Source organism: Methylobacterium sp. V23, from assembly GCF_002917135.1.
Taxonomy (GTDB): Bacteria; Pseudomonadota; Alphaproteobacteria; order Rhizobiales; family Beijerinckiaceae; genus Methylobacterium.
The window spans coordinates 162,100-180,970 of record NZ_PDHT01000002.1 but is presented as its reverse complement, the minus strand read 5'-3'; the positions used below and the strand labels follow the sequence as shown (position 1 = coordinate 180,970).

General features: G+C 70.8%; 16 protein-coding genes. 6 read left to right on the top strand and 10 right to left on the bottom strand.

The features are described from left to right. Positions 1 to 59: 59 nt before the first annotated feature. Positions 60 to 1,085, top strand: a complete 1,026-nt coding sequence (locus tag CRT23_RS03880) for a hypothetical protein (RefSeq protein WP_181017245.1) — start codon at positions 60 to 62, stop codon at positions 1,083 to 1,085. Between the two features lie 137 nt (positions 1,086 to 1,222). On the opposite strand, the gene CRT23_RS03875 is transcribed toward CRT23_RS03880, so the two are convergent. Beyond that, positions 1,223 to 2,938, bottom strand: a complete 1,716-nt coding sequence (locus CRT23_RS03875; protein ID WP_055955471.1) for a DEAD/DEAH box helicase — start codon at positions 2,936 to 2,938, stop codon at positions 1,223 to 1,225. A 248-nt stretch (positions 2,939 to 3,186) separates the two neighbouring features. On the opposite strand from CRT23_RS03875, the gene CRT23_RS03870 reads away from it, so the two are divergent. Together CRT23_RS03870 and CRT23_RS03865 are read left to right on the top strand one after the other, a co-directional pair. Next, positions 3,187 to 4,275 (top strand): NAD(P)/FAD-dependent oxidoreductase, encoded by a 1,089-nt coding sequence (locus CRT23_RS03870; protein ID WP_103708677.1) that lies wholly within the window; start codon positions 3,187 to 3,189, stop codon positions 4,273 to 4,275. A gap of 216 nt (positions 4,276 to 4,491) precedes the next feature. Further along, positions 4,492 to 6,189: a methyl-accepting chemotaxis protein gene (locus CRT23_RS03865; protein ID WP_103708676.1), complete on the top strand. Its 1,698-nt coding sequence runs from the start codon at positions 4,492 to 4,494 to the stop codon at positions 6,187 to 6,189. A gap of 111 nt (positions 6,190 to 6,300) precedes the next feature. On the opposite strand, the gene CRT23_RS03860 is transcribed toward CRT23_RS03865, so the two are convergent. From CRT23_RS03860 to CRT23_RS03845, 4 genes are all read right to left on the bottom strand, one after another. Beyond that, the gene (locus tag CRT23_RS03860) at positions 6,301 to 6,771 is read right to left on the bottom strand and encodes a GFA family protein (RefSeq protein WP_103708675.1); all 471 of its coding nucleotides are present in this window, start codon (positions 6,769 to 6,771) and stop codon (positions 6,301 to 6,303) included. An 81-nt stretch (positions 6,772 to 6,852) separates the two neighbouring features. Then, entirely contained in the window at positions 6,853 to 7,575 is a 723-nt protein-coding gene (locus tag CRT23_RS03855; RefSeq protein WP_103708674.1) for a ferredoxin reductase, read from the bottom strand. Further along, positions 7,568 to 8,173: a sulfite oxidase-like oxidoreductase gene (locus tag CRT23_RS03850; protein WP_103708673.1), complete on the bottom strand. Its 606-nt coding sequence runs from the start codon at positions 8,171 to 8,173 to the stop codon at positions 7,568 to 7,570. Before CRT23_RS03850 ends, CRT23_RS03855 begins: the two co-directional genes overlap by 8 nt. A gap of 76 nt (positions 8,174 to 8,249) precedes the next feature. Next, the gene (locus CRT23_RS03845; RefSeq protein WP_082513141.1) at positions 8,250 to 8,414 is read right to left on the bottom strand and encodes a YqaE/Pmp3 family membrane protein; all 165 of its coding nucleotides are present in this window, start codon (positions 8,412 to 8,414) and stop codon (positions 8,250 to 8,252) included. A gap of 228 nt (positions 8,415 to 8,642) precedes the next feature. Here CRT23_RS03845 and CRT23_RS03840 point away from each other — a divergent pair, with 228 nt between their 5' ends. Both CRT23_RS03840 and CRT23_RS03835 read left to right on the top strand, forming a co-directional pair. Then, a complete protein-coding gene (locus CRT23_RS03840; RefSeq protein WP_103708672.1) occupies positions 8,643 to 9,647 on the top strand; it encodes a DUF2336 domain-containing protein in 1,005 nt (334 codons plus the stop codon). Between the two features lie 13 nt (positions 9,648 to 9,660). Beyond that, positions 9,661 to 10,398, top strand: a complete 738-nt coding sequence (locus CRT23_RS03835; RefSeq protein WP_103708671.1) for a hypothetical protein — start codon at positions 9,661 to 9,663, stop codon at positions 10,396 to 10,398. Between the two features lie 61 nt (positions 10,399 to 10,459). Here the strand turns inward: CRT23_RS03835 and CRT23_RS03830 are convergent, their stop codons facing one another. The 5 genes from CRT23_RS03830 to CRT23_RS03810 form a co-directional block, all read right to left on the bottom strand. Continuing rightward, positions 10,460 to 11,752, bottom strand: coding sequence for a DUF4167 domain-containing protein (locus CRT23_RS03830; RefSeq protein WP_103708670.1), 1,293 nt, complete (start codon positions 11,750 to 11,752; stop codon positions 10,460 to 10,462). 474 nt (positions 11,753 to 12,226) lie between these two features. Then, positions 12,227 to 13,111, bottom strand: coding sequence for a peptide chain release factor N(5)-glutamine methyltransferase (prmC, locus tag CRT23_RS03825; RefSeq protein ID WP_245435950.1), 885 nt, complete (start codon positions 13,109 to 13,111; stop codon positions 12,227 to 12,229). Between the two features lie 5 nt (positions 13,112 to 13,116). Beyond that, positions 13,117 to 14,202 carry a peptide chain release factor 1 gene (gene prfA / locus CRT23_RS03820; RefSeq protein ID WP_055955081.1) on the bottom strand — a complete coding sequence of 362 codons (1,086 nt, stop codon included), beginning with the start codon at positions 14,200 to 14,202 and terminating at the stop codon, positions 13,117 to 13,119. 99 nt (positions 14,203 to 14,301) lie between these two features. After that, positions 14,302 to 16,566, bottom strand: a complete 2,265-nt coding sequence (gene ptsP / locus CRT23_RS03815; protein ID WP_055955078.1) for a phosphoenolpyruvate--protein phosphotransferase — start codon at positions 16,564 to 16,566, stop codon at positions 14,302 to 14,304. A gap of 66 nt (positions 16,567 to 16,632) precedes the next feature. Further along, the gene (locus tag CRT23_RS03810; RefSeq protein ID WP_055955075.1) at positions 16,633 to 17,868 is read right to left on the bottom strand and encodes an aspartate kinase; all 1,236 of its coding nucleotides are present in this window, start codon (positions 17,866 to 17,868) and stop codon (positions 16,633 to 16,635) included. A gap of 256 nt (positions 17,869 to 18,124) precedes the next feature. On the opposite strand from CRT23_RS03810, the gene ubiG reads away from it, so the two are divergent. Further along, positions 18,125 to 18,871: a bifunctional 2-polyprenyl-6-hydroxyphenol methylase/3-demethylubiquinol 3-O-methyltransferase UbiG gene (gene ubiG / locus CRT23_RS03805; RefSeq protein ID WP_103708772.1), complete on the top strand. Its 747-nt coding sequence runs from the start codon at positions 18,125 to 18,127 to the stop codon at positions 18,869 to 18,871.

Genomic DNA, 18,871 nt, shown 5'->3' with positions numbered 1-18,871 from the left:
GATCGACCGGCAACGGTCAATCCGAACCTCTTGAAGCGTGCGAGATGTCTGAGACCCTGATGTCCGTAACGATCGACCCCTCCGAGACCCGGCGCCCCGCCCCGCCGGCGCCGCGCCCGTCCCGGGCGAACCTCCGGCTGGTGCTGCTCTCCGGGGCCGGCCTCCTGGGCCTCGCCGGCTTCACCGCCTTCGCCTTCGCGACCCTCGGCAGCCTCGCGGGTCCGCAATTCGCCCGGCCGACCCTCGCCACCGTGTCCGCGACGCCCGCAAGCCTCGGACGCAACGCCTCCGAGTGGCCGGACCTGCGCGATGGCGTCCCGGTCCTCGCGCCGGCGCAGCCGAAGCCCGTCGCGGCCGTGCCGGATCAGCCTGCCGCGCCTCCGAAGGTGGCGCTCCTGCCGGCAGCGGTCGCCCCACCCACGGCGCCGGTCGCTGAGGTCAAGCCGTCGCAAGCGAAGCCCGCGGATGCGAAGCCCGTGGATGCGACGTCCTTGCAGGCGAAGTCCTTGGAGCCGAAGTCCTGGGAATCGAAGCCTGCCGGCGCGACGCTTGCCGAAGCACGGCCGCCCGAGCAGCGGGCATCCGAGGCGCTGCCGGTTGAGAAGCCGACGGCGGCCCCGGTCGCGACGAAGCCGGCCCGCCTGCCGCCGATCGAGAACGCCGCGGTTCTGCCGCCGGCGCGTCCCGCCTCGCTGGTCCCGGCAACCCGTACGGCTGCCCTGATCGCGCCGCTGCCCAGCGAGACGACCCGGTCGCGGGCGACGAACGGCACCTTCACGGCCCTGGCGCCGGAGGGGCCGAAGCACAATCCCGTCGCCAAGACGCCGGAAACCAGGGCGTCCGTCGACAAGCCTGTCGTTGCCAAACCTGTCGCGACCAAGCCGGTGGTGGCCAAGGCCGCGAGTGCCAAGCCGGCGAAGCCGGAGACGGCGCCGGCGCCTCAGGTCGCGCAGGCGGAGCCAGAGCCGGAGCAGACCGAGTTCCTGGGCGTGAAGGTGCCGTCGCTGGCGCCGGCCGGGCGCAAGATCGCCGAGAGCGTCGAGGCCCTCGGGAATGCGGTGAGGAACCTGCCCGACCACTTCTAGCGCGGGCGCCCGGCTTCGGGCGTTCTTCAGCGCATAAGCATGCCCGGCTTTGGGCCCTCTTCATCGCTTGAGCATGCCCGGCTTCGGGCGTTGTCCGTTGCGTTGGCGCGCCCGGGCCGCGGGCGCGCCCCGTCGGGTCAGCGTGCCCGGCTGGCGCGGGGCTTCTTGGCGATCTCGCGCTCGTGACGCGCGCCGCGCGGGCTCTTCAAGCCCTTCGGTCCCTTCTCCTCGCGGGCCGGCTCGTCGTCGAGGAGCGGCTCCACCTGGATCTCGGGCGAGCCGTTCTTGGCGAAGGTCTGGGCGAAGCGCGAGGCGGCGCCGCCCCGGACCTCGAACTTGGTCTCGCGATCGAAGATGCGGATCGCGCCGATCTCCTGGCGGCCGATATTGCCGCGCCGGGTCAGCATCGGCAGCAGGCGGCGCGGATCGGCGTTGTCGCGCCGGCCGAGGTTGAGCCGGAACCACACGGCCGGGCCCTGAGCGTCGATGCGGTCCGCGTCGGCGGGATCGTAGACCGGGCGGGACTTGCGCTCCGGGCCGGCACCCGGATCGGTGACGTCCTCGGGGGCGGGCAGGCGCGAGCGGTAGATCCGCGCCAGGGCCGCGGCGAGTTCCTGCGGCGTGCGCTGCGCCATCAGGGTCTCGGCCATGGCCACATCTTCCTCGGCCGGCTCCTCGGTGAAGATCGGGTCCTGCCACATGCGCTCGCCGTCGAGGCGGCGGATCTCGTCGGCGGTGGGCGGGCCGGCCCACTCGAACGAGACCTTGGCGATCATCAGCATCTGCTCGGCCCGGCGCCGCTTCGAGGCCGGAATCAGCAGGAGGCTGGTGCCCTTGCGCCCGGCGCGGCCGGTGCGGCCGGAGCGGTGCTGCAGCACCTCGGCATCGTGCGGCAGGTCGGCATGGATGACGAGGCTGACGGTGGGCAGGTCGATGCCGCGGGCGGCGACGTCGGTGGCGACGCAGACCTTGGCCCGACCGTCCCGGAGCGCCTGGAGGGCGGCGTTGCGCTCGCCCTGGCCGAGTTCGCCCGAGAGCGCCACGGCCGAGAAGCCGCGCTCGGTGAGCACCGCCTGGAGGTGGCGCACCGCGTTGCGGGTGTTGCAGAAGATGATCGCCGTCGGCGCATCCATGAAGCGCAGGGTGTTGACCACCACGTGCTCCAGCTCGCGCGGCACAACGCGGATGGCCTTGTAGGTGATGTCGGCGTGGCCGCGCTCCTGGCCCTTCACGGCGATGCGCAGGGCGTCGTTCTGGTAGCGCTCGGCCAGCGTCGCGATCGCCTTCGGCAGGGTCGCGGAGAACAGCAGGGTGCGCCGCTCCTTCGGGGTCACCGACAGGATGAATTCCAGGTCGTCGCGGAAGCCGAGGTCGAGCATCTCGTCGGCCTCGTCGAGGACGACGGCACGCAGGTCCTGGGTGGCGAGGTTGCGGCGCTCGAGGTGGTCGCGCAGGCGGCCCGGGGTGCCGACGACGATGTGGGCGCCGTCGTTGAGCTGGCGGCTCTCGCGGCGCGGGTCCATGCCGCCGACGCAGGAGATGACGCGGGCGCCGGTCTCCGCATAGAGCCAGGACAATTCGCGCTCGACCTGCAGCGCGAGCTCGCGCGTCGGGGCGATGACGAGGGCGAGCGGCGCGCCGGCGGGGCCGAATCGCTCGGCGTCGCCCAGGAGGGTCTCGGCGAAGGCGAGGCCGTACGCGACGGTCTTGCCCGAGCCGGTCTGGGCCGAGACGAGCAGGTCGCGGCCTTGCGCGGCCGCCTCGATGACGGCGCTCTGGACGGGCGTCGGGTCTTCGTAGTCGCGCGCGGTCAGCGCTCGGGCGAGCGGGGCCGGCAGGGTGGGGAAGGGCACGGTGACGGAAGCCTTAGGGGGCAAGCAGGCGAAGAACCCGCCGGGGAGCCGTCGCGATGGGCGCGATCCTCTCCAAACCGACGTGATTCCGGCCTCGAACGGTTACGGATGGCGTCTCTTGTAGCCGGAACTGCGGCCCAGCGCCATGACCGCGGATGCATGCCCCTCCACCCCTGGGCGCCCGGGCCCGCGGTGGACGCGTGCCATGTTGTGTTCCCGGTCCGTCTCGTGCTCATCTCCGGCCCGTCATGGATATCCTCGTCGTCGGTGCCGGAATCGTTGGTCTCGCCGTGGCCCGGGCCCTCGCGCGCCGGGGCCACGCGGTCATCGTCGCGGAGGCCGAGGGGGCGATCGGCACGGGCATCTCGGCCCGCAATTCCGAGGTCATCCATGGGGGGATGTACTATCCGGCGGGCTCCCTGCGGGCGCGGCACTGCGTGGCCGGCGCGGCCATGCTCGCGGCCTTCTGCGACAGCCACGGCATTGCCTACCGTCGCTGCGGCAAGCTCATCGTGGCCACCGCGGAGGCCGAGTGCGACGCCATCGCGGCGCTCAAGGCTCGCGGCGACGCCAACGGGGTCCCGGGCCTGGCGCTCCTCGACGGGGCCGAGGCCCGGGCCCTGGAGCCGAACCTTGCCTGCGTCGCGGCGCTGCACGCGCCCGGCACCGGGATCGTCGACAGCCACGGGCTGATGCTGGCCCTCCAGGGCGACCTGGAGGATGCCGGGGGCGCCATCGCCTTCGACAGCCGGATCACGGAGATCGCCCGGAGGCCGGAGGGCTGGAGCGTCACCGTGAACGGCGAGGCCCTGCCGTTCGAGGCCGTGGTCAATGCCGCCGGCCTCGAGGCCCAGGCCGTCGCGGGGGCGGTCGAGGCCTATCCCGCCGCGCGCATCCCGCGCCAGGTCCTTGCGAAGGGCAGCTATTTCGGCTGCACCGGCCGGCCTGCCTTCTCGCGGCTGATCTATCCGGCCCCCGTCGAGGGCGGCCTGGGAATCCACCTGACGCTGGACCTCGCCGGCCGCATGCGCTTCGGGCCCGACGTCGAGTGGGTGGAGACCCTCGACTACCGGGTCGATCCCGCCCGCGCCGATCATTTCGCCCGGGCGATCCGCCGCTACTGGCCGGGCCTGCCGGACGGGGTGCTCACCCCGGACTATGCCGGCATCCGACCGAAGCTGACGGGGCCGGGCGAGCCCGCCGCCGATTTCCGGATCGACGGCCCGGCCGAGCACGGGCTCCCCGGCCTGGTCCACCTCTTCGGGATCGAGAGCCCGGGCCTGACTTCGAGCCTGTCCCTGGCCGAAGACGTCGCGGATCGGCTGGTCGGCGCCTGAGCGCACTCTCCCATCGTCGGAACACGCAGGGGCGAGGGGTGCGTCTCACGGCGTGATGGACATCGCCCACCCCAGCATCCGCAAACAATTTTTCCTCACGCCTAAGAGGCGCGAAGAATTTTATCGCCCGCGGAAACGCAAGGGAAATAGTGTTTATGACTTTTTAAGTGAAAGTTCCTAAGTACCGCAGGATCGATTTTCTCCTGGGTTACCGTGATGCGCCTCCTCCGAAATGCCAAGATCATCGTCAAAGTGGCCTCGCCGCTTGTTATCCTTGCGCTCGTCGCGGCTGGTCTTGCGTTTTACTCATACGCCACTCTGAAAAATCTGTCGCAGCAAACGGTGAACATCGTCGATGTTCAGGCCGCGCGCCTCGAAAGTATTCTGAGTATCCGCATCAACGTGAACGAGGCTTCGGTCCAGGCGCGCAACATCATCCTCGAGACCCGCGAGCAGGAAATGGCCGGGTACAAGTCGCGTTACGACACGGCCACGAAAGCGGCCCTGGATGGGGTCGAACGATTGATGGCGCTGGCTGATACCCCGGAGCGCAAGGCGGTGCCGGTGAAGCTGCGCGACGCGCTCGGTGACCTGATCGCCATCATGAACCGGTCCAACACCCTCGGCCTGAAGAACCAGGGAGATGAGGCCGCCAAGATCCTCCTGATCGAGGGGTCCGTGGCGCGGACCAAGGTCCGGGAGATCATCCAGCCCCGCCTCGAGATCCTGACCGCCGAGCTTCGCCAGGCCCGTGACGAGGCCGAGCGGTCCGTCGGCGCCGCCAGCACCATGCTCATCACCGCCACGGCGGCAGGCCTGCTCGGCGTGATGGCCCTGGCCGCCGCGATCGTCGCTTTCGGAATCACCCGGCCCATGAGCCGTCTCGTGCAGGTGCTTCAGGGCATGGCGAAGGGCGATATCGAGGCCGAGATCGCGGAGGCGTCCCGCGGTGACGAGATCGGCGCCATCGGTCGCGCCGTCGAGGGCATCAAGGCCATGGTGGCGATCAAGGCGGCCGAGCAGGCCGAGATGAAGCGCATCGCCGACGCGGCTGCCGCCCTCGAGCGCAAGCGGACGATGGTGGAGCTGGCGGATTCCTTCGAGCGCGCGGTCGGCGGCATCGTCGGCATGGTCTCGTCCTCCGCCACCGAGCTGCAGGCGACCGCCCAGTCGATGACCACCACCGCCAGCGACACGGCCAGCCAGTCCAGCACCGTGGCGGGCGCTGCCGAAGAGGCCGCCGCCAACGTGCAGACCGTCGCGGCCGCCGCCGAGGAACTCGGCTCCTCCGTGCAGGAGATCGGGCGTCAGGTCTCGGGCTCCTCGGATCTCGCCCAGACCGCCGTGGGCGAGGCCGACCAGACCATGCAGCTGGTCCAGGCCCTGAGCCAGGCCTCCGCACGGATCGGCGACATGGTCGGGCTGATCTCGAACATCGCCAGCCAGACCAACCTGCTGGCCCTGAACGCGACCATCGAGGCGGCCCGGGCCGGCGAGGCCGGGCGCGGCTTCGCCGTGGTCGCCACCGAGGTCAAGGAACTGGCGGCCCAGACGGCGCGGGCCACCGATGAGATCGGCACGCAGATCGGCCAGATCCAGGGTGTCACCGGGCAGGCGGTCGCGGCCATCGGCTCCATCAGCACGCGCATCCGCGAGATCAACGGCGTCGCCGCCTCGATCGCGGCCGCGGTGGAGGAGCAGGGCGCGGCGACGCAGGAAATCGTGCGCAACGTCGCCCAGGCCTCCAGCGGCACGAGCCAGGTGACCAGCAACATCGCCAGCGTCGCGCAGGCCTCCGAGGAGACCGGCGCGGCGGCCAGCCAGGTCCTGGGCGCCGCCTCCGAGCTCTCGCGTCAGTCCGAGCAGCTCGGGACGGAAGTCGCCCGCTTCCTGGCGACCGTTCGGGCGGCCTGATCGCCGGAACGGCCCGTGACGGCCACGGGCTCAATGCCGGTCGCGACCTTCGGGACGCGGCCGGATTCCGACCTCCCCGGATTCCGACCTCGCCGGAATCCGAACGGGCGCCTAGCGGGCGGGGACGAAGCGCAGCGTGCCGGCGAGCCGGCTCGATCCGCCGGCGTCGTTGGGATGGTTGACGCCGTCGACCACCGGGATCTCGGCGAAATCGAAGGGGCTGAGGCCGTCGAGGCAGGCGACGTTGACGCCGTACTGGTTGGGATTAGAACGGCGCTGGTGGTGCGTGTAGATCCCGCAGCGCGCGCAGAAGAAGTGCTGCGCCACGCCAGTGTTGAAGCGATAGCTGGTCAGCAGGTCCGCGCCCCGCAGGATCTCGACGCAGTTGGTTTCCGCCGAGACCACCACCGCCCCCCGCATCCGGCAATACGAGCAGGTGCAACGCCGGACCGTCTCGAGCCCGTCGCTCAGGGTCGCCCGGAACCGGACGCCGCCGCAGTGACACTGTCCCTCGTGCCGGGGGCGCTCCGCCGACGGATCATCTGCCGATATTATGTCTTGTGACTTGATGTCTGCTGACATGGCGTTCCCTCCCGTCTGCCGAAACCTGCGCGGTCCGTGATCCGTGGCGGAGCCGGCCCGGCCGAAACCCGCGATTGCCGCTCAGCCGCCGAAGCGCTCGGTCCGGACGCGGGCGGGGTCCACCCCGGCGTCGAGGAGGAGCTCCGCCACTGCCCCGACGAAGGGATTGCCGCCGCAGAGATAGGCATGGCGCGGCGGACCGAGCCGGTCCAGCGCCTCCGCGATCACCGCCGCATCGACCCGACGGCCGCCGGCCCGGGTCAGGTTGAGCATCAGCTGGAACTGTGCCTCGTCGCGGGCGCGCACCGCCAACTCCTCGGCGGCGATGATCTCGCTGGCATCGCGCACGGAGTAGAGTAGGAGAGCGGGCACGCCCGGCGCCGTCGCCGCACGGTGGCGCAGCATCGACAGGAGCGGCACCACCCCCGAGCCGCCGCCCGCCAGGAAGAGGGGGCCGCCATCCTCCGGGCGCCAGACGAAGGATCCGCCGATCGGGCCGCGCAGCTCGATCGTGTCGCCGACCTCCGCCACCGCGTCGAAGAAGCCCGAGACCTCGCCGTCCGGAAGGCCCTCGATTAGCAGTTCGATGGTGCCGTCGCCGTCCGGCGCCGAGGCGATCGAGTAGCTGCGCTGGGCCTGGTACCCGTCCGGCGCGGTGAGGCGCACGTCGACGTGCTGCCCGGCCAGCATCGGCCGGTCGAAGGCGACCCGGAAGCGGTAGCTCTTCACCCGCCGCGTCACCGGCCGGATGGCCGTCAGGGTCGCGGTCTGCCAGGGGAGGGGTCCTGGCGCGGGATCAGTCACCGGTGAAGCGCTGCTCGCGCCAGGGATCGCCGTACATGTGGTAGCCGCGCAGCTCCCAGAAGCCGCCCTCGTCCCGCTGGGTGAAGCGCAGGCCCTTCACCCACTTGGCGCTCTTCCAGAAATACAGGTGCGGCACCAGGAGCCGGGCCGGGCCGCCATGATCCACCGGGATCGGCGCGCCGTCGTAGTGCGTCGCCACCATGGCCTTGCCGCCGGTGAGGTCTGCCACCGGCACGTTGGTGGTGTAGTCGTCGTAGCCTTCGGCGAGGAGGAAGGCCGTCGGCGCGTCGAGGCCGGCATCGGCCAGGAGGTCGTCGAAGCTCACGCCCTCCCAGGCGGTGTCGAACTTCGACCACTTCGTCACGCAGTGGATGTCGCCGCCCCAGCGGGTGCGGGGCAGGGCGTTGAAGGCGTCCCAGCTCCAGCTCTTCAGGGGCCGCGACCCCTCACGCAGGGTGAACGACCAGGTCGCGAGGTCGATTCGCGGGTTCGGGCCGATCTGGAGCACCGGGAAGTCCTCGGTGAGGTATTGGCCCGGGGGCAGACGCTCGCGGGTCGCCTCGGGCGGCTTGCGCCCCGTGAAACCTCGTGTGCTCATGCTCCCCTCGCGCTCGTCCGACCGTTCAGGGCGACCGCACCTCGACGATCATCCCGCATGGCAGGCTATCATTCCCTCAGCGATCGCGCAGCACCAGCCACAGGGCATGGATGGTGCCCGGCAGGACGCCCAGCAGCGTCAGCAGGATGTTGAGGAGGAACTGCAGGCCGATGCCGGTGGTCATGAGGACCGCGATCGGCGGCAGGAAGATCGCGAGGATGATGCGGACGAGGTTCGACACGGTCGCTCCGGGGAGACTGCGCCCGCGGGACTGCGGTCGCAATGGCCCAACCGCAACGGGATCGTCGCGGCCAAGTTCCCCGGCGCGTCCAAGTTCCCCGGCGGGGCCAAGTTCCCCGGCGGGGCCAAGTTCCCCGGCGGGGCCATCGGGGATTTCATTTTCTTAATCTCTGCGTCCACAGAATGTGCGGGGCAAGACCGAAGGACAGGCCGCGCAGGGATTCCGCGTATGATCGAAACCCTCGTGCGCGACATCGAGCAGGTGGTCCGATCCGGCGGGCTGCTCCAGCGCGGACGGGTGCTGCAACGGCTGTCGACGCTCTTCACCGAGCGGGCCGCCGAACTGCTCGAGGAGCAGGTGGAGGTCTTCGACGCCGCGATGCTGCCCCTGGCCCGCGCGGTCGATGCAGCCGCCCGCGTGATCCTGGCGGACGACCTGGCGGACGTGCGCAACGCACCGCGCGCCGTGGTGCGGGACCTGGCCTTCGATCCGGACATCGCGGTGGCCCGTCCCGTGCTCCAGCGCTCGCCGCGTCTCGACGAGGCCGATCTCGTCACCGTCTCCGAATCGCGCGGCCAGGAGCACCTGCGGGCCGTCGCGCAGCGGCCGACGCTCGGCGAGCGCGTCACCGACGTGCTGGTCGCACGCGGGGACCGACAGACGGTGCACGTGGTCGCTGCCAATGCCGGGGCGCATTTCTCCGGCGCAGCCTACACCGCGCTCGGGGAACGGGCCCGCGGCGATGCGGTCCTGCGGGCCATGCTGGTGACCCGGGTCGCACCTCGGGGACAGCCCGCCGTCTCGGCGTCCGGCTTGGCGGGCGGCTCGGCGGCCGGCTTGGCGGCCGGCCTGCGGCGGGACCAGACCCTTCCGCGGGCGACGGATGCGGATGAGCAGCGCATCGACGACCTGTTCCGGGCCGGAGACCTCGACAAGGCGTTGGCCGAGGTCGCGCGACTCGCCGCGGTGCCGCCCACCTTCGCCCGGCGCGCCTACGATGCGACGGACCACGATCCCCTCCTGTTTCTCCTGCGCTCGATCCGCCTGGGCTTCGGGACCCTGAAGCTGTTCCTGCGGGCGAAACCCGGGCCGGTTCGACGGCCCGAGGAATGGAGCGGGATCCAGACGGCCTTCCAGGCCCTGTCGGTCACCACGGCGCAGCGGGTGGTCCGCCTCTCGGCGCAGTCGGGCGGCGAGCCGGAGGGGCGGGGTCCTTCGGGCTCGGCCCGCTGATCCGGGGGGCGGCGTGCTCGTCGAACTCCTCCACCTTGTCGTCACGCCGGTGTCCCTCGCCCATCGTCGGAGGGGCTACCTGCGTGAGAGCGTCCTGCTGATGTCCCGGGGGCGCCGCTGCCGCCACGCCTGGGCCCCCCATCTCGCCGCGGCGCGGGCCGCGATCCTGGAGGCCTGCGACGGGCTCCCACAGCGGCGCGTGGCCGTGGTGCTGGGCTCCGGCCTTCTCCAGGACGTCCCGCTCGCGGAGCTCGCCGCGCGCTTCGAGCGGGTCGACCTCGTCGATGCCGTGCATCTCTGGCCGGCCCGCTTCCGCGCGCGGGCCCATCCCAACGTCCGGCTGATCACGGCGGACCTCGTCCTCCAACCCGATCGGCCCGAACCCTTGGCCGCCCTGTGCGGCGGCGAGACGGTCGACTTCGTGGTCTCGGCCAACCTCCTGTCGCAGCTGCCGATCCTGCCCCTGGACCGGCCCGGCTTCGTGCCGCCGGATCTCGGAAGCCGGATTGTGCGGGCTCATCTCGACGGCCTTGCGGGGCTGCGGGCCCGCGTCTGCCTGGTCACGGACGTCGAGCAGATCGAGGAGGACCGGGCCGGGCAGGTGATCGCGCGGCTCGACCTGCTGCACGGGGTGCGCCTGGGCCGGGCCGATCAGCGCTGGACTTGGGACCTCGCTCCCTTCGGTGAGGCGACGCGCCATCGCCGGCTGATCCACCGGGTCGAGGCCTTCCGCGACTGGCGTGGCCCCTAGAAACGCGAAGAAGCCGCCCGAGGGGGGCGGCTTCCAGAGGTTTCGCGACGTGGAACCGAGCTTACTCGGTCACCGGTGTCGGATCGTCGCTGCCGATAGCACCGTCCGAACCTTCGAACCGGGCGCGGCGGCGGCGGCGGGGCTTGGGGGCCGGTGCGCCGTCATCCTGTGCCGCGGAGGTCGATTCGCCCTGAGCGTCCGACTGCCCGGCCGGCTCGGCGACGGGAACGGGACGCGGCGGCGTCATCAGGAAGGCCGGCAGGGCGGCGACGTCCTCGGCCGATCCGGCCGAATCCCGCTCGTCGCGGCGCCGGCTGCGCCGGGGCGGTGCCTCGTTGGCGCGGGCAGGCCGGGGCGCATCCTGGCGTCCGGAGTCCTGGCGTCCAGCGTCCTGGCCACCGAAGTCGGCACGCGGTGCCTCGTTCATCGAGTTGTCCGTGCGCCCGTTCTCGTAGCGGGGGGCGTCGGACCGGACCGGAGCAGGCCGGAAATCCTGGCGCGGCTGATCTTGCCGGGACTGATCTTGCCGGGGCTGATCCTGACGATTGTAGTCCTGGCGCGGAGTCTCCTGCCGAGGGCTTTCCTGCCGCGGATTGTCCTGGCGGTTCTGATCCGCCCGGAAATCCTGCCGGTTGCCGTCCTGCCGGTTCGAATCCTGCCGGTTCGCATCCTGCCGGTTCGAATCCTGGCGCGTGTAGTCCTGCCGGTTGCCGTCCTGCCGATTGCCGTCCTGCCGGTTACCGTCCTGGCGACCGATGTCGTCGCGACGGTTGTTGTTGTAGTCCGGACGGTTGCCGTCGCGCTGATTGTCGAAGCGCTGCGGACGATCACCGCGATTGGCGAAGCGGTCGCGACGATTCTGCCGGTTGTTGTCCGGACCGGTATCCTGCCGGTTGTAGTCCTGCCGGTAATTGTCCGCGCGGGCGTTGTCGGGGCGGGAGTCCTGGCGCGCCTCCTGCCGGGGCTCGTAGCCCGTCGGCTGGGGCTGCTGGCTCGGGTCGGCGTATTCCTCGTTGTAGCCGTTCGCGCCGTAGCTCGAGGCGGCATAGCCCTGCGGGGCGCCCTGGCCCTCGTCGTCACCCTCGTCGCCCTCGTCGTCGAAGCCACGGGCGTAACCACCCACCTGCTGGCGGGTCTGTTCCTGGGCACCGGAGATGATCCGGAAATAATGCTCGCCGTGCTGGAAGTAGTTCTCTGCCGCCACCGGGTCGCCGCTGGCCTGCGCGTCGCGCGCGAGCTGGGCATACTTGTCGGCGATGTGTTGGGCGGTACCGCGAATCTTGACGTCCGGTCCGTTGGATTCGTAGGAACGCGTAAGCGGATTGGGACCTTTGGGGCGGTTGCGACCGCGCATCCGTCTATTCTGGTTTGGTCTCATCGGTCTCGATTGACCCTCGTTCGTCTCGGAGCGTCTGATGATGCGGCGGGTTCCAGGCGGCCACGACGCGTCCTGTCATCAGGCTCGTCGCTGGCGCCGCGTGATCCGGGTCCGGTGTGTCCGTGATCGATTTCGCCGTGCTTGTCGTCTCTGTCCGTTGACCAAGGCGCGCTCTGAGCGTCCAGGCGTCCTTCGGTTTTCAGGCACGAAGTTGACCAAGCTCCTGCGCCTCTGCCCGCGCGCGCCAGCTTGATCGTGGGGAGACCGTCTAAGAGCGTCGCGGACCTGAGCCGCCACCCGTCTTACCACGATCCATCTTAATGGACCGTTCGCGATCTGCCTGCGACACTAGCGGTTCGCCGAGGGGCCAACAAGCGTTTTTTGCCGCGATGCATCCGAAGGGCGCAGTTTTTTTCGGGTTTCCCGCAGAATTTTCGTGTCGAGATCCGCTCACACGGGCCCGAAGCGAACGACGCGGGCGTGCCCGGCGAGATCGTGATGGCGGGTGGCGGGGCCGAGACCCGCCCGCGTCCCGAGCGTCGCGACGGCCTCGGCCTGATCGTAGCCCACTTCGAGGACGAGTGCGCCGCCGGGAGCGAGGCGGACCGGCCCGCCGGCCAAGGCGTCCACGATCGCCCGGTAGGCGTCGAGGCCGTCCACGCCGCCGTCGAGGGCCCCCAATGGGTCGTGCGCCCTGACCTCGATGTCGAGGCCCCGGATCGTATCGCGGGCGATATAGGGCGGGTTCGTGACGATGAGGTCGAAGCACCCGCTGAGACCCGCGGTCCAGTCCGCGCAGACGAAGGCCGCCCGGGTCCCAACCCCGTTCCGCCCTGCGTTGGCACGGGCCTGGACGAGGGCCGCGGCGGAGCGGTCCAGGCCGATCCCGGTGGCGTTCGGCAGCTCGCTGAGCAGCGCCACGAGGATGCAGCCGGAGCCGGTGCCGAGATCGAGGATCCGCAGCGGGCGCCTGCGGTCGGGATGGAGGGCCAGGGCGGCCTCCACCAGGGTCTCGGTGTCCGCTCGCGGGACCAGGGTCTCGGGGGCGAGTCCGAAGGGCAGGCCCCAGAATTCCCAGGCACCGACGATCCGGGCGACCGGTTCGCCGGCGATACGGCGCGCGACGGCCCCTTCGAGCGTCGCCGCCCCCTCCGGTCCCAGGGGCAGATCGCCCCGCAGGATCAGGTCGGTCGCGCTGAGCCCCAGGAGGTCGAGCAGGAGGAAGCGGGCGTCGCGTGCCGGGAGGTCGTGGGCCGCGAGCGCCTCGCTCATGCAGCGTAGGGCGTCCTTACGGCTGAGCGCCGGATCGAGGCGCATCGGCTCCGGCCCGTCCATCCGGCTCAGGCCATGCCCTCGGCGGCCAGCAACTCGGCCTGATGCTCGGTGACGAGGGCGTCGACGAGCTCGTCCAAAGCCACGCCCGCCAGAACCTCCTCGAGCTTGTACAGGGTCAGGTTGATGCGGTGATCGGTGACGCGGGCCTGCGGGAAGTTGTAGGTGCGGATGCGCTCGGAGCGATCGCCGGAGCCGACCTGCGACTTGCGGTCGGCGGCCCGGGCCGCGTCCTTGGCGGTCCGCTCGGCGTCGTAGAGCTTGGAACGCAGCAGCGACATCGCCCGGGCGCGGTTCTTGTGCTGTGAGCGCTCTTCCTGGACGAAGATCACGATGCCGCTTGGCATGTGGGTGATGCGGATGGCCGATTCCGTCTTGTTGACGTGCTGTCCGCCGGCGCCCTGCGAGCGCATGGTGTCGATCTTCAGGTCCGCATCGTTGATGACGATGTCGACCTCCTCGGCCTCGGGCAGCACCGCCACGGTGGCGGCCGAGGTGTGGATGCGCCCCTGGGTCTCGGTATCCGGCACGCGCTGCACCCGGTGGGCGCCGCTCTCGAACTTGAGGCGCGCGAACACGCCCTTGCCCTTCACCTCGGCGATCACCTCGCGATAGCCCCCGACGGTCCCCTCGCTCTCGGAGATCACCTCGACCTTCCAGCCCTTGGCGTCGGCGTACCGGCCGTACATCCGGAAGAGGTCGCCCGCGAACAGGGCGGCCTCGTCGCCGCCGGTCCCGGCGCGGATTTCGAGGATGGCGCTCTTCTCGTCGGCGGAATCCTTCGGCAGCAGGATGAGCTGGAGCGCCCGGTGCGCCGCCTCCAGCCCGGCCTCAGCCTCCGGCTTCTCGTCGGCGGCGAGGGCCCGCATCTCGGAATCGCTGCCCGGCTCGTCGATCAGCGCCTCGATGTCGGCGAGGTTCTGCGCCGCCGCCCGATAGGCGTGGATGGCGGCGACGACGCCCTCGAGCTCCGACAATTCGCGCGACAGCTGCACGAAGGTGTCGGAGTCCGCCGAGCCTGCGCTCAGCGTGGCGGTGACGATGTCGTGGCGCGTCAGGATCGCGTCGAGACGGTCTGCAGGAATGGGGGTCATCGCCCGTGGAAAACTCTCATCAGAACAAGGGCTCGTCGGGCCGGAGGCCTGGTCGACGACGGGGCCGCGGCACGACCCATGGAGATAGGCACGCCGAGGCTAGATGGGCACACCCTGCGCCTTCGCGAAGGCCGCGAGGGCCGGGCGGAGGGTGGCGCCGTCTCCGGCGCGGGCCATTTCGGTGTCGAGCAGCGCCGCCACCGCCTTGACGTCCAGGCCCAGCACCATGGCCTTCACGGGGCCGATGGCGGCCGGCGACATCGAGAGGTGGCGGAAGCCGAGGCCGATCAGCGCCATGGCCTCGAGGGGCCGTCCGCCGATCTCGCCGCAGACCGTGGCGGGGCAGCCGGCGGCGGCCGCGCGCTCGGCGATGACGCGGAAGGCGCGGAGGGCCGGAACGCTCAGGGTGTCGAAGCGGTCCGCGACCCGGCGGTTCTCGCGGTCGACGGCGAACAGGAACTGCATCAGGTCGTTGGAGCCCACCGACAAGAAGTCGGCGGCCCGGGCGATCTCGTCGATCTGGAACAGCAGGGAGGGCACCTCCACCATGACCCCGAGCTTGCAGTCGCTCGGCAGGGCGTGGCCGTGCCGCCGCAGGTGCGCCTTCTCGCGCTCGACGATGGCCTTGGCGCGGGTGAACTCGTCCACCGTCGCCACCATCGGGAACATGATCTTCAGGGGCCGCCCGCCGGACGCCTTGAGCAGCGCCCGCAACTGAACCCGCAGGAGGGCCGGGCGGTCGAGGCCGATCCGGATCGCCCGCCAGCCGAGGGCCGGGTTCTCCTCCTCGAGGGCCGGCATGTAGGGCAGGATCTTGTCGCCCCCGATGTCGAGGGTGCGGATCGTGACGGGCAGGTCGCCCGTGGCCGCGAACACGGCCTCGTAGAGCGCCTGCTGCTCGGCGGCCGAGGGCATGCGCTGGGCTACCATGAACTGCAGCTCGGTGCGGAACAGGCCGATGCCGTCCGCCCCGGTCTCGTGCAGGTGGGTCAGGTCGATGAGGAGGCCGGCATTCAGCTGCAGGCCGATCTGCGTGCCGTCGAGGGTGACGGCCGGCACGTCGCGCAGCGCCCGGTACTGCTCCTGCCGGCGGGCGCGCAGGCGCACCATCTCGGCATAGGCCGCCTCGATCTCCGGGCCGGGCCGGACCTGGATCTCACCGGTGGCGCCGTCGACGATGATCGCGTCGCCGGCGTCGCAGAGGGCGGTCGCGTTGGCGATCTCGCCCACCGCCGGGATGCCGAGCGCCCGGGCCACGATGGCGATGTGGCTCGTCGGTCCGCCTTCCTCGAGCACGACGCCGCGGAGCGCCGTGCGGTCGTAGTCGAGGAGGGCGGCCGGACCCATCGAGCGGGCGACCAGGATCGCGTTCTCGGGCAGGACGCGCTGCGCGCCGTGGCCCTCCGCCCCGATCAGCGTGCGCAGCAGCCGATTCGCCAGGTCGTCGAGGTCGTGCAGGCGGTCGCGCAGATACGGGTCGCTCTGGCGCATCATCCGGGCGCGGTTGTCCGACTGGACGCGCTCGACGGCGGCCTCTGCGGTGAGACCCGAATGGACGGCTTCGCGCATCCGGCGCAGCCAGCCCTTGTCGTGCGCGAACATGCGCACGGTCTCCAGCACCTCGCGGGACTCGCCGGTGCCGATGCTGTCGCCGCGCTCGACGAGGTCGTCGATGGCCGAGCGCACCTCGCCGATCGCCAGCTCCAGGCGCTCGACCTCGCGGTCGACGTTTTCGGCGATGAGCTGCTTGATGACGATGCGCGGCTCGTGCAGCACCACGTGCCCGAGACCGATGCCGTCGGCGAGCGCCACGCCGCGCTGGCTCACCGGACGGCGCGCGGCCGAGCCGGCCCCCGGCGCCAGCGCCTGCAGCTCGCCCGAGGCGATCATCTCCGAGAGCACCATCGCGGTGGTCTGGAGGGCCTCGATCTCCTCCTCGGAATAAACCCGGTAGGTCTTGTTCTGGACGACGAGCACCCCGAGGGTGTTGCCCGCGCGCAGGAGCGGCACGCCGAGGAAGGCGTGATAGGCCTCCTCGCCCGTCTCCGGACGGTAGGAGAAGGCCGGGTGGGACTGCGCGTCGGACAGCGACAGCGGCTCGGCGGTCTTGGCGATGAGGCCGACGAGGCCCTCGTCGGCCCGCAGCCGGGTCAGATGGACCGCCTCGCGGTTCAGACCCTCGGTTGCAAACAGTTCGAGGATGTTGTCATCGCTGAGCACATAGACCGAGCACACCTCCGCGATCACGTTGGCGGCGATCAGCGTGACGATGCGGTCGAGACGAGCCTGTGGGCTGACCGGCTCCGCCATCGCTTCGCGGAGGCGGCGCAGAAGCAGGCGCGGGCCTCCGGGCGCAGCGGGCATGGTCTCCTCGATCCGGCTTCGGCCTCGTGTCCGGTTGGCGCGCGGGCGTTCGCGCGCTCCGGTCCTTCAGGCCTGGTCGAGGCCGTATAGCGAGTGGAGCGTGCGAACGGCAAGCTCCGTGTAGGCGGCATCGATCAGCACGGAGAACTTGATCTCCGAGGTGGTGATGGCGCGGATGTTGATCCCCTTCTGCGCCAGGGCCCGGAACGCCTTGGCGGCGACGCCCGCATGACTGCGCATGCCGACGCCGATGGCCGAGACCTTCACCACGTCGGTGGCACCCTCGATCTGCGCGAATTCGATCGCGCCGCTCTGCGCGTCGAGGATCTTGCGCGCCCGGTCGTAATCGGCCGACGGGACCGTGAAGGTCATGTCGGTGGTCGACTGGTCGCCCGACACGGTCTGGATGATCATGTCGACGTTGATGTTGGCGTCGGCCAGCGGTCCGAAGATCGCGGCGGCGATGCCGGGGCTGTCCTTCACGCGACGAAGCGTGATCTGCGCCTCGTCCCGGGAGAAGGCGATCCCGGTGATGATCTGCTGTTCCACGATGTCGTCCTCGTCGCAGATGAGGGTGCCGGGCCGGGCGTTGTCCGGCGGATCGAAGCTGGAGCGCACCGTGGTCGGCACGCGATGGACCATGGCGAGCTCGACCGAGCGGACCTGCAGGACCTTGGCGCCCAGGGACGCCATCTCCAGCATTTCCTCGAAGGTCACGCGCTCCATGCGCCGGGCCTTCTGCACCACGCGCGGGTCGGTGGTGTAGACGCCGTCGACGTCGGTGTAGATATCGCAACGCTCGGCCCCGATGGCGGCGGCGATGGCCACCGCGCTGGTGTCGGAGCCGCCGCGGCCGAGGGTGGTCACCCGGCCGGTGGCCTCGTGCATGCCCTGGAAGCCGGCGATGACCGCGACCTCGCCGCGCTGGAAGCCGGCATCGAGGCGGGCGCCGTCGATGCCCTCGATCCGGGCGGAGCCGTGGGCATCCGAGGTCAGGATCGGGATCTGCCAGCCCTGCCAGGAGCGGGCCTTGATGCCGTCCTTCTGCAGCGCGATGGCCAGGAGGCCGGCGGTGATGAGCTCGCCCGAGGCGACCACCGCGTCGTACTCGGCCTCGTCGTAGAGCGGGTTCGCGTCCTTGACCCAGGCGACGAGTTCGTTGGTCTTGCCGGACATGGCCGAGACCACGACGGCCACGTCGTAGCCGGCCGCGACTTCGCGGGCCACGTGGGCCGCCACGTTGCGGATGCGCTCGACATTGGCGACGGACGTACCGCCGAACTTCATCACCAGACGGGGCATGTTCTCACCAGACGGAGCCTGTCGCGTCCGCGACACATCGCTTGAGCCAGGGATCGAGCGTGACCAGGGATCCGGCGGGCCGCGGGACGGAGTTCCCCGACACCGCACGGCCTGCCGCGTCGCTTGGCTGCTGTACCGGACAGGGCTTCGGCGGGTACAAGGGCCGCCCGGGCGTGTCAACAATGGGACGCGCCCACCTCGCACGAGACATGTCGAGACGATGACATATGCCGAGACGATGACACATGCCGAGACGATGACCGGCCCCACAGGCGCCTCCATCGACCGCGACGAGGTCGCCCGCTTCGAAGCCATCGCGGCGACCTGGTGGGACGAGGCCGGACCGATGCGGGTGCTCCACCGCTTCAATCCCGTCCGTCTCGCCTACATCCGCGACACGGCCTGCCGGCATTTCAGACGGGACCCGCGGGCGCCCTTCGCCCTGGAGGGCCTGACCCTCGTGGACATCGGCTGCGGCGGCGGCGTCCTGTCCGAGCCCCTGGCGCGCCTCGGCGCCCGGGTCACCGGCCTCGATCCGGCGCCGACCAACATCAAGGTGGCGCAGGCTCATGCCGACACCGCGGGCGTGCCGGTGGATTACCGCGCCCGCACCATCGAGGACGTGGTGGCCGGGGGCGAACGCTTCGACGTCGTGCTCGCCATGGAGGTGGTGGAGCACGTGGTGGACATGCCGGCCTTCGTGGCGCAGGCGGCCCGGGCGGTGAAGCCCGGCGGCCTCCTGTTCGCCGCCACCCTCAACCGGACCCTGCGTTCCTTCGCGCTGGCGATCGTCGGGGCCGAGTACGTCCTCGGCTGGCTGCCCAAGGGCACCCATGACTGGGAGAAGTTCGTGCGGCCCGACGAGCTCAGCCGCGCCGTGAGCGCCGGCGGCCTCACCGTCACCGACACGACCGGGGTGGTGCTCAACCCCCTGGACGGCTCGTGGCGGGCAAGCCGTGACACGGCGGTCAACTACATGATCACGGCGCAGCGCCCGGCCTGA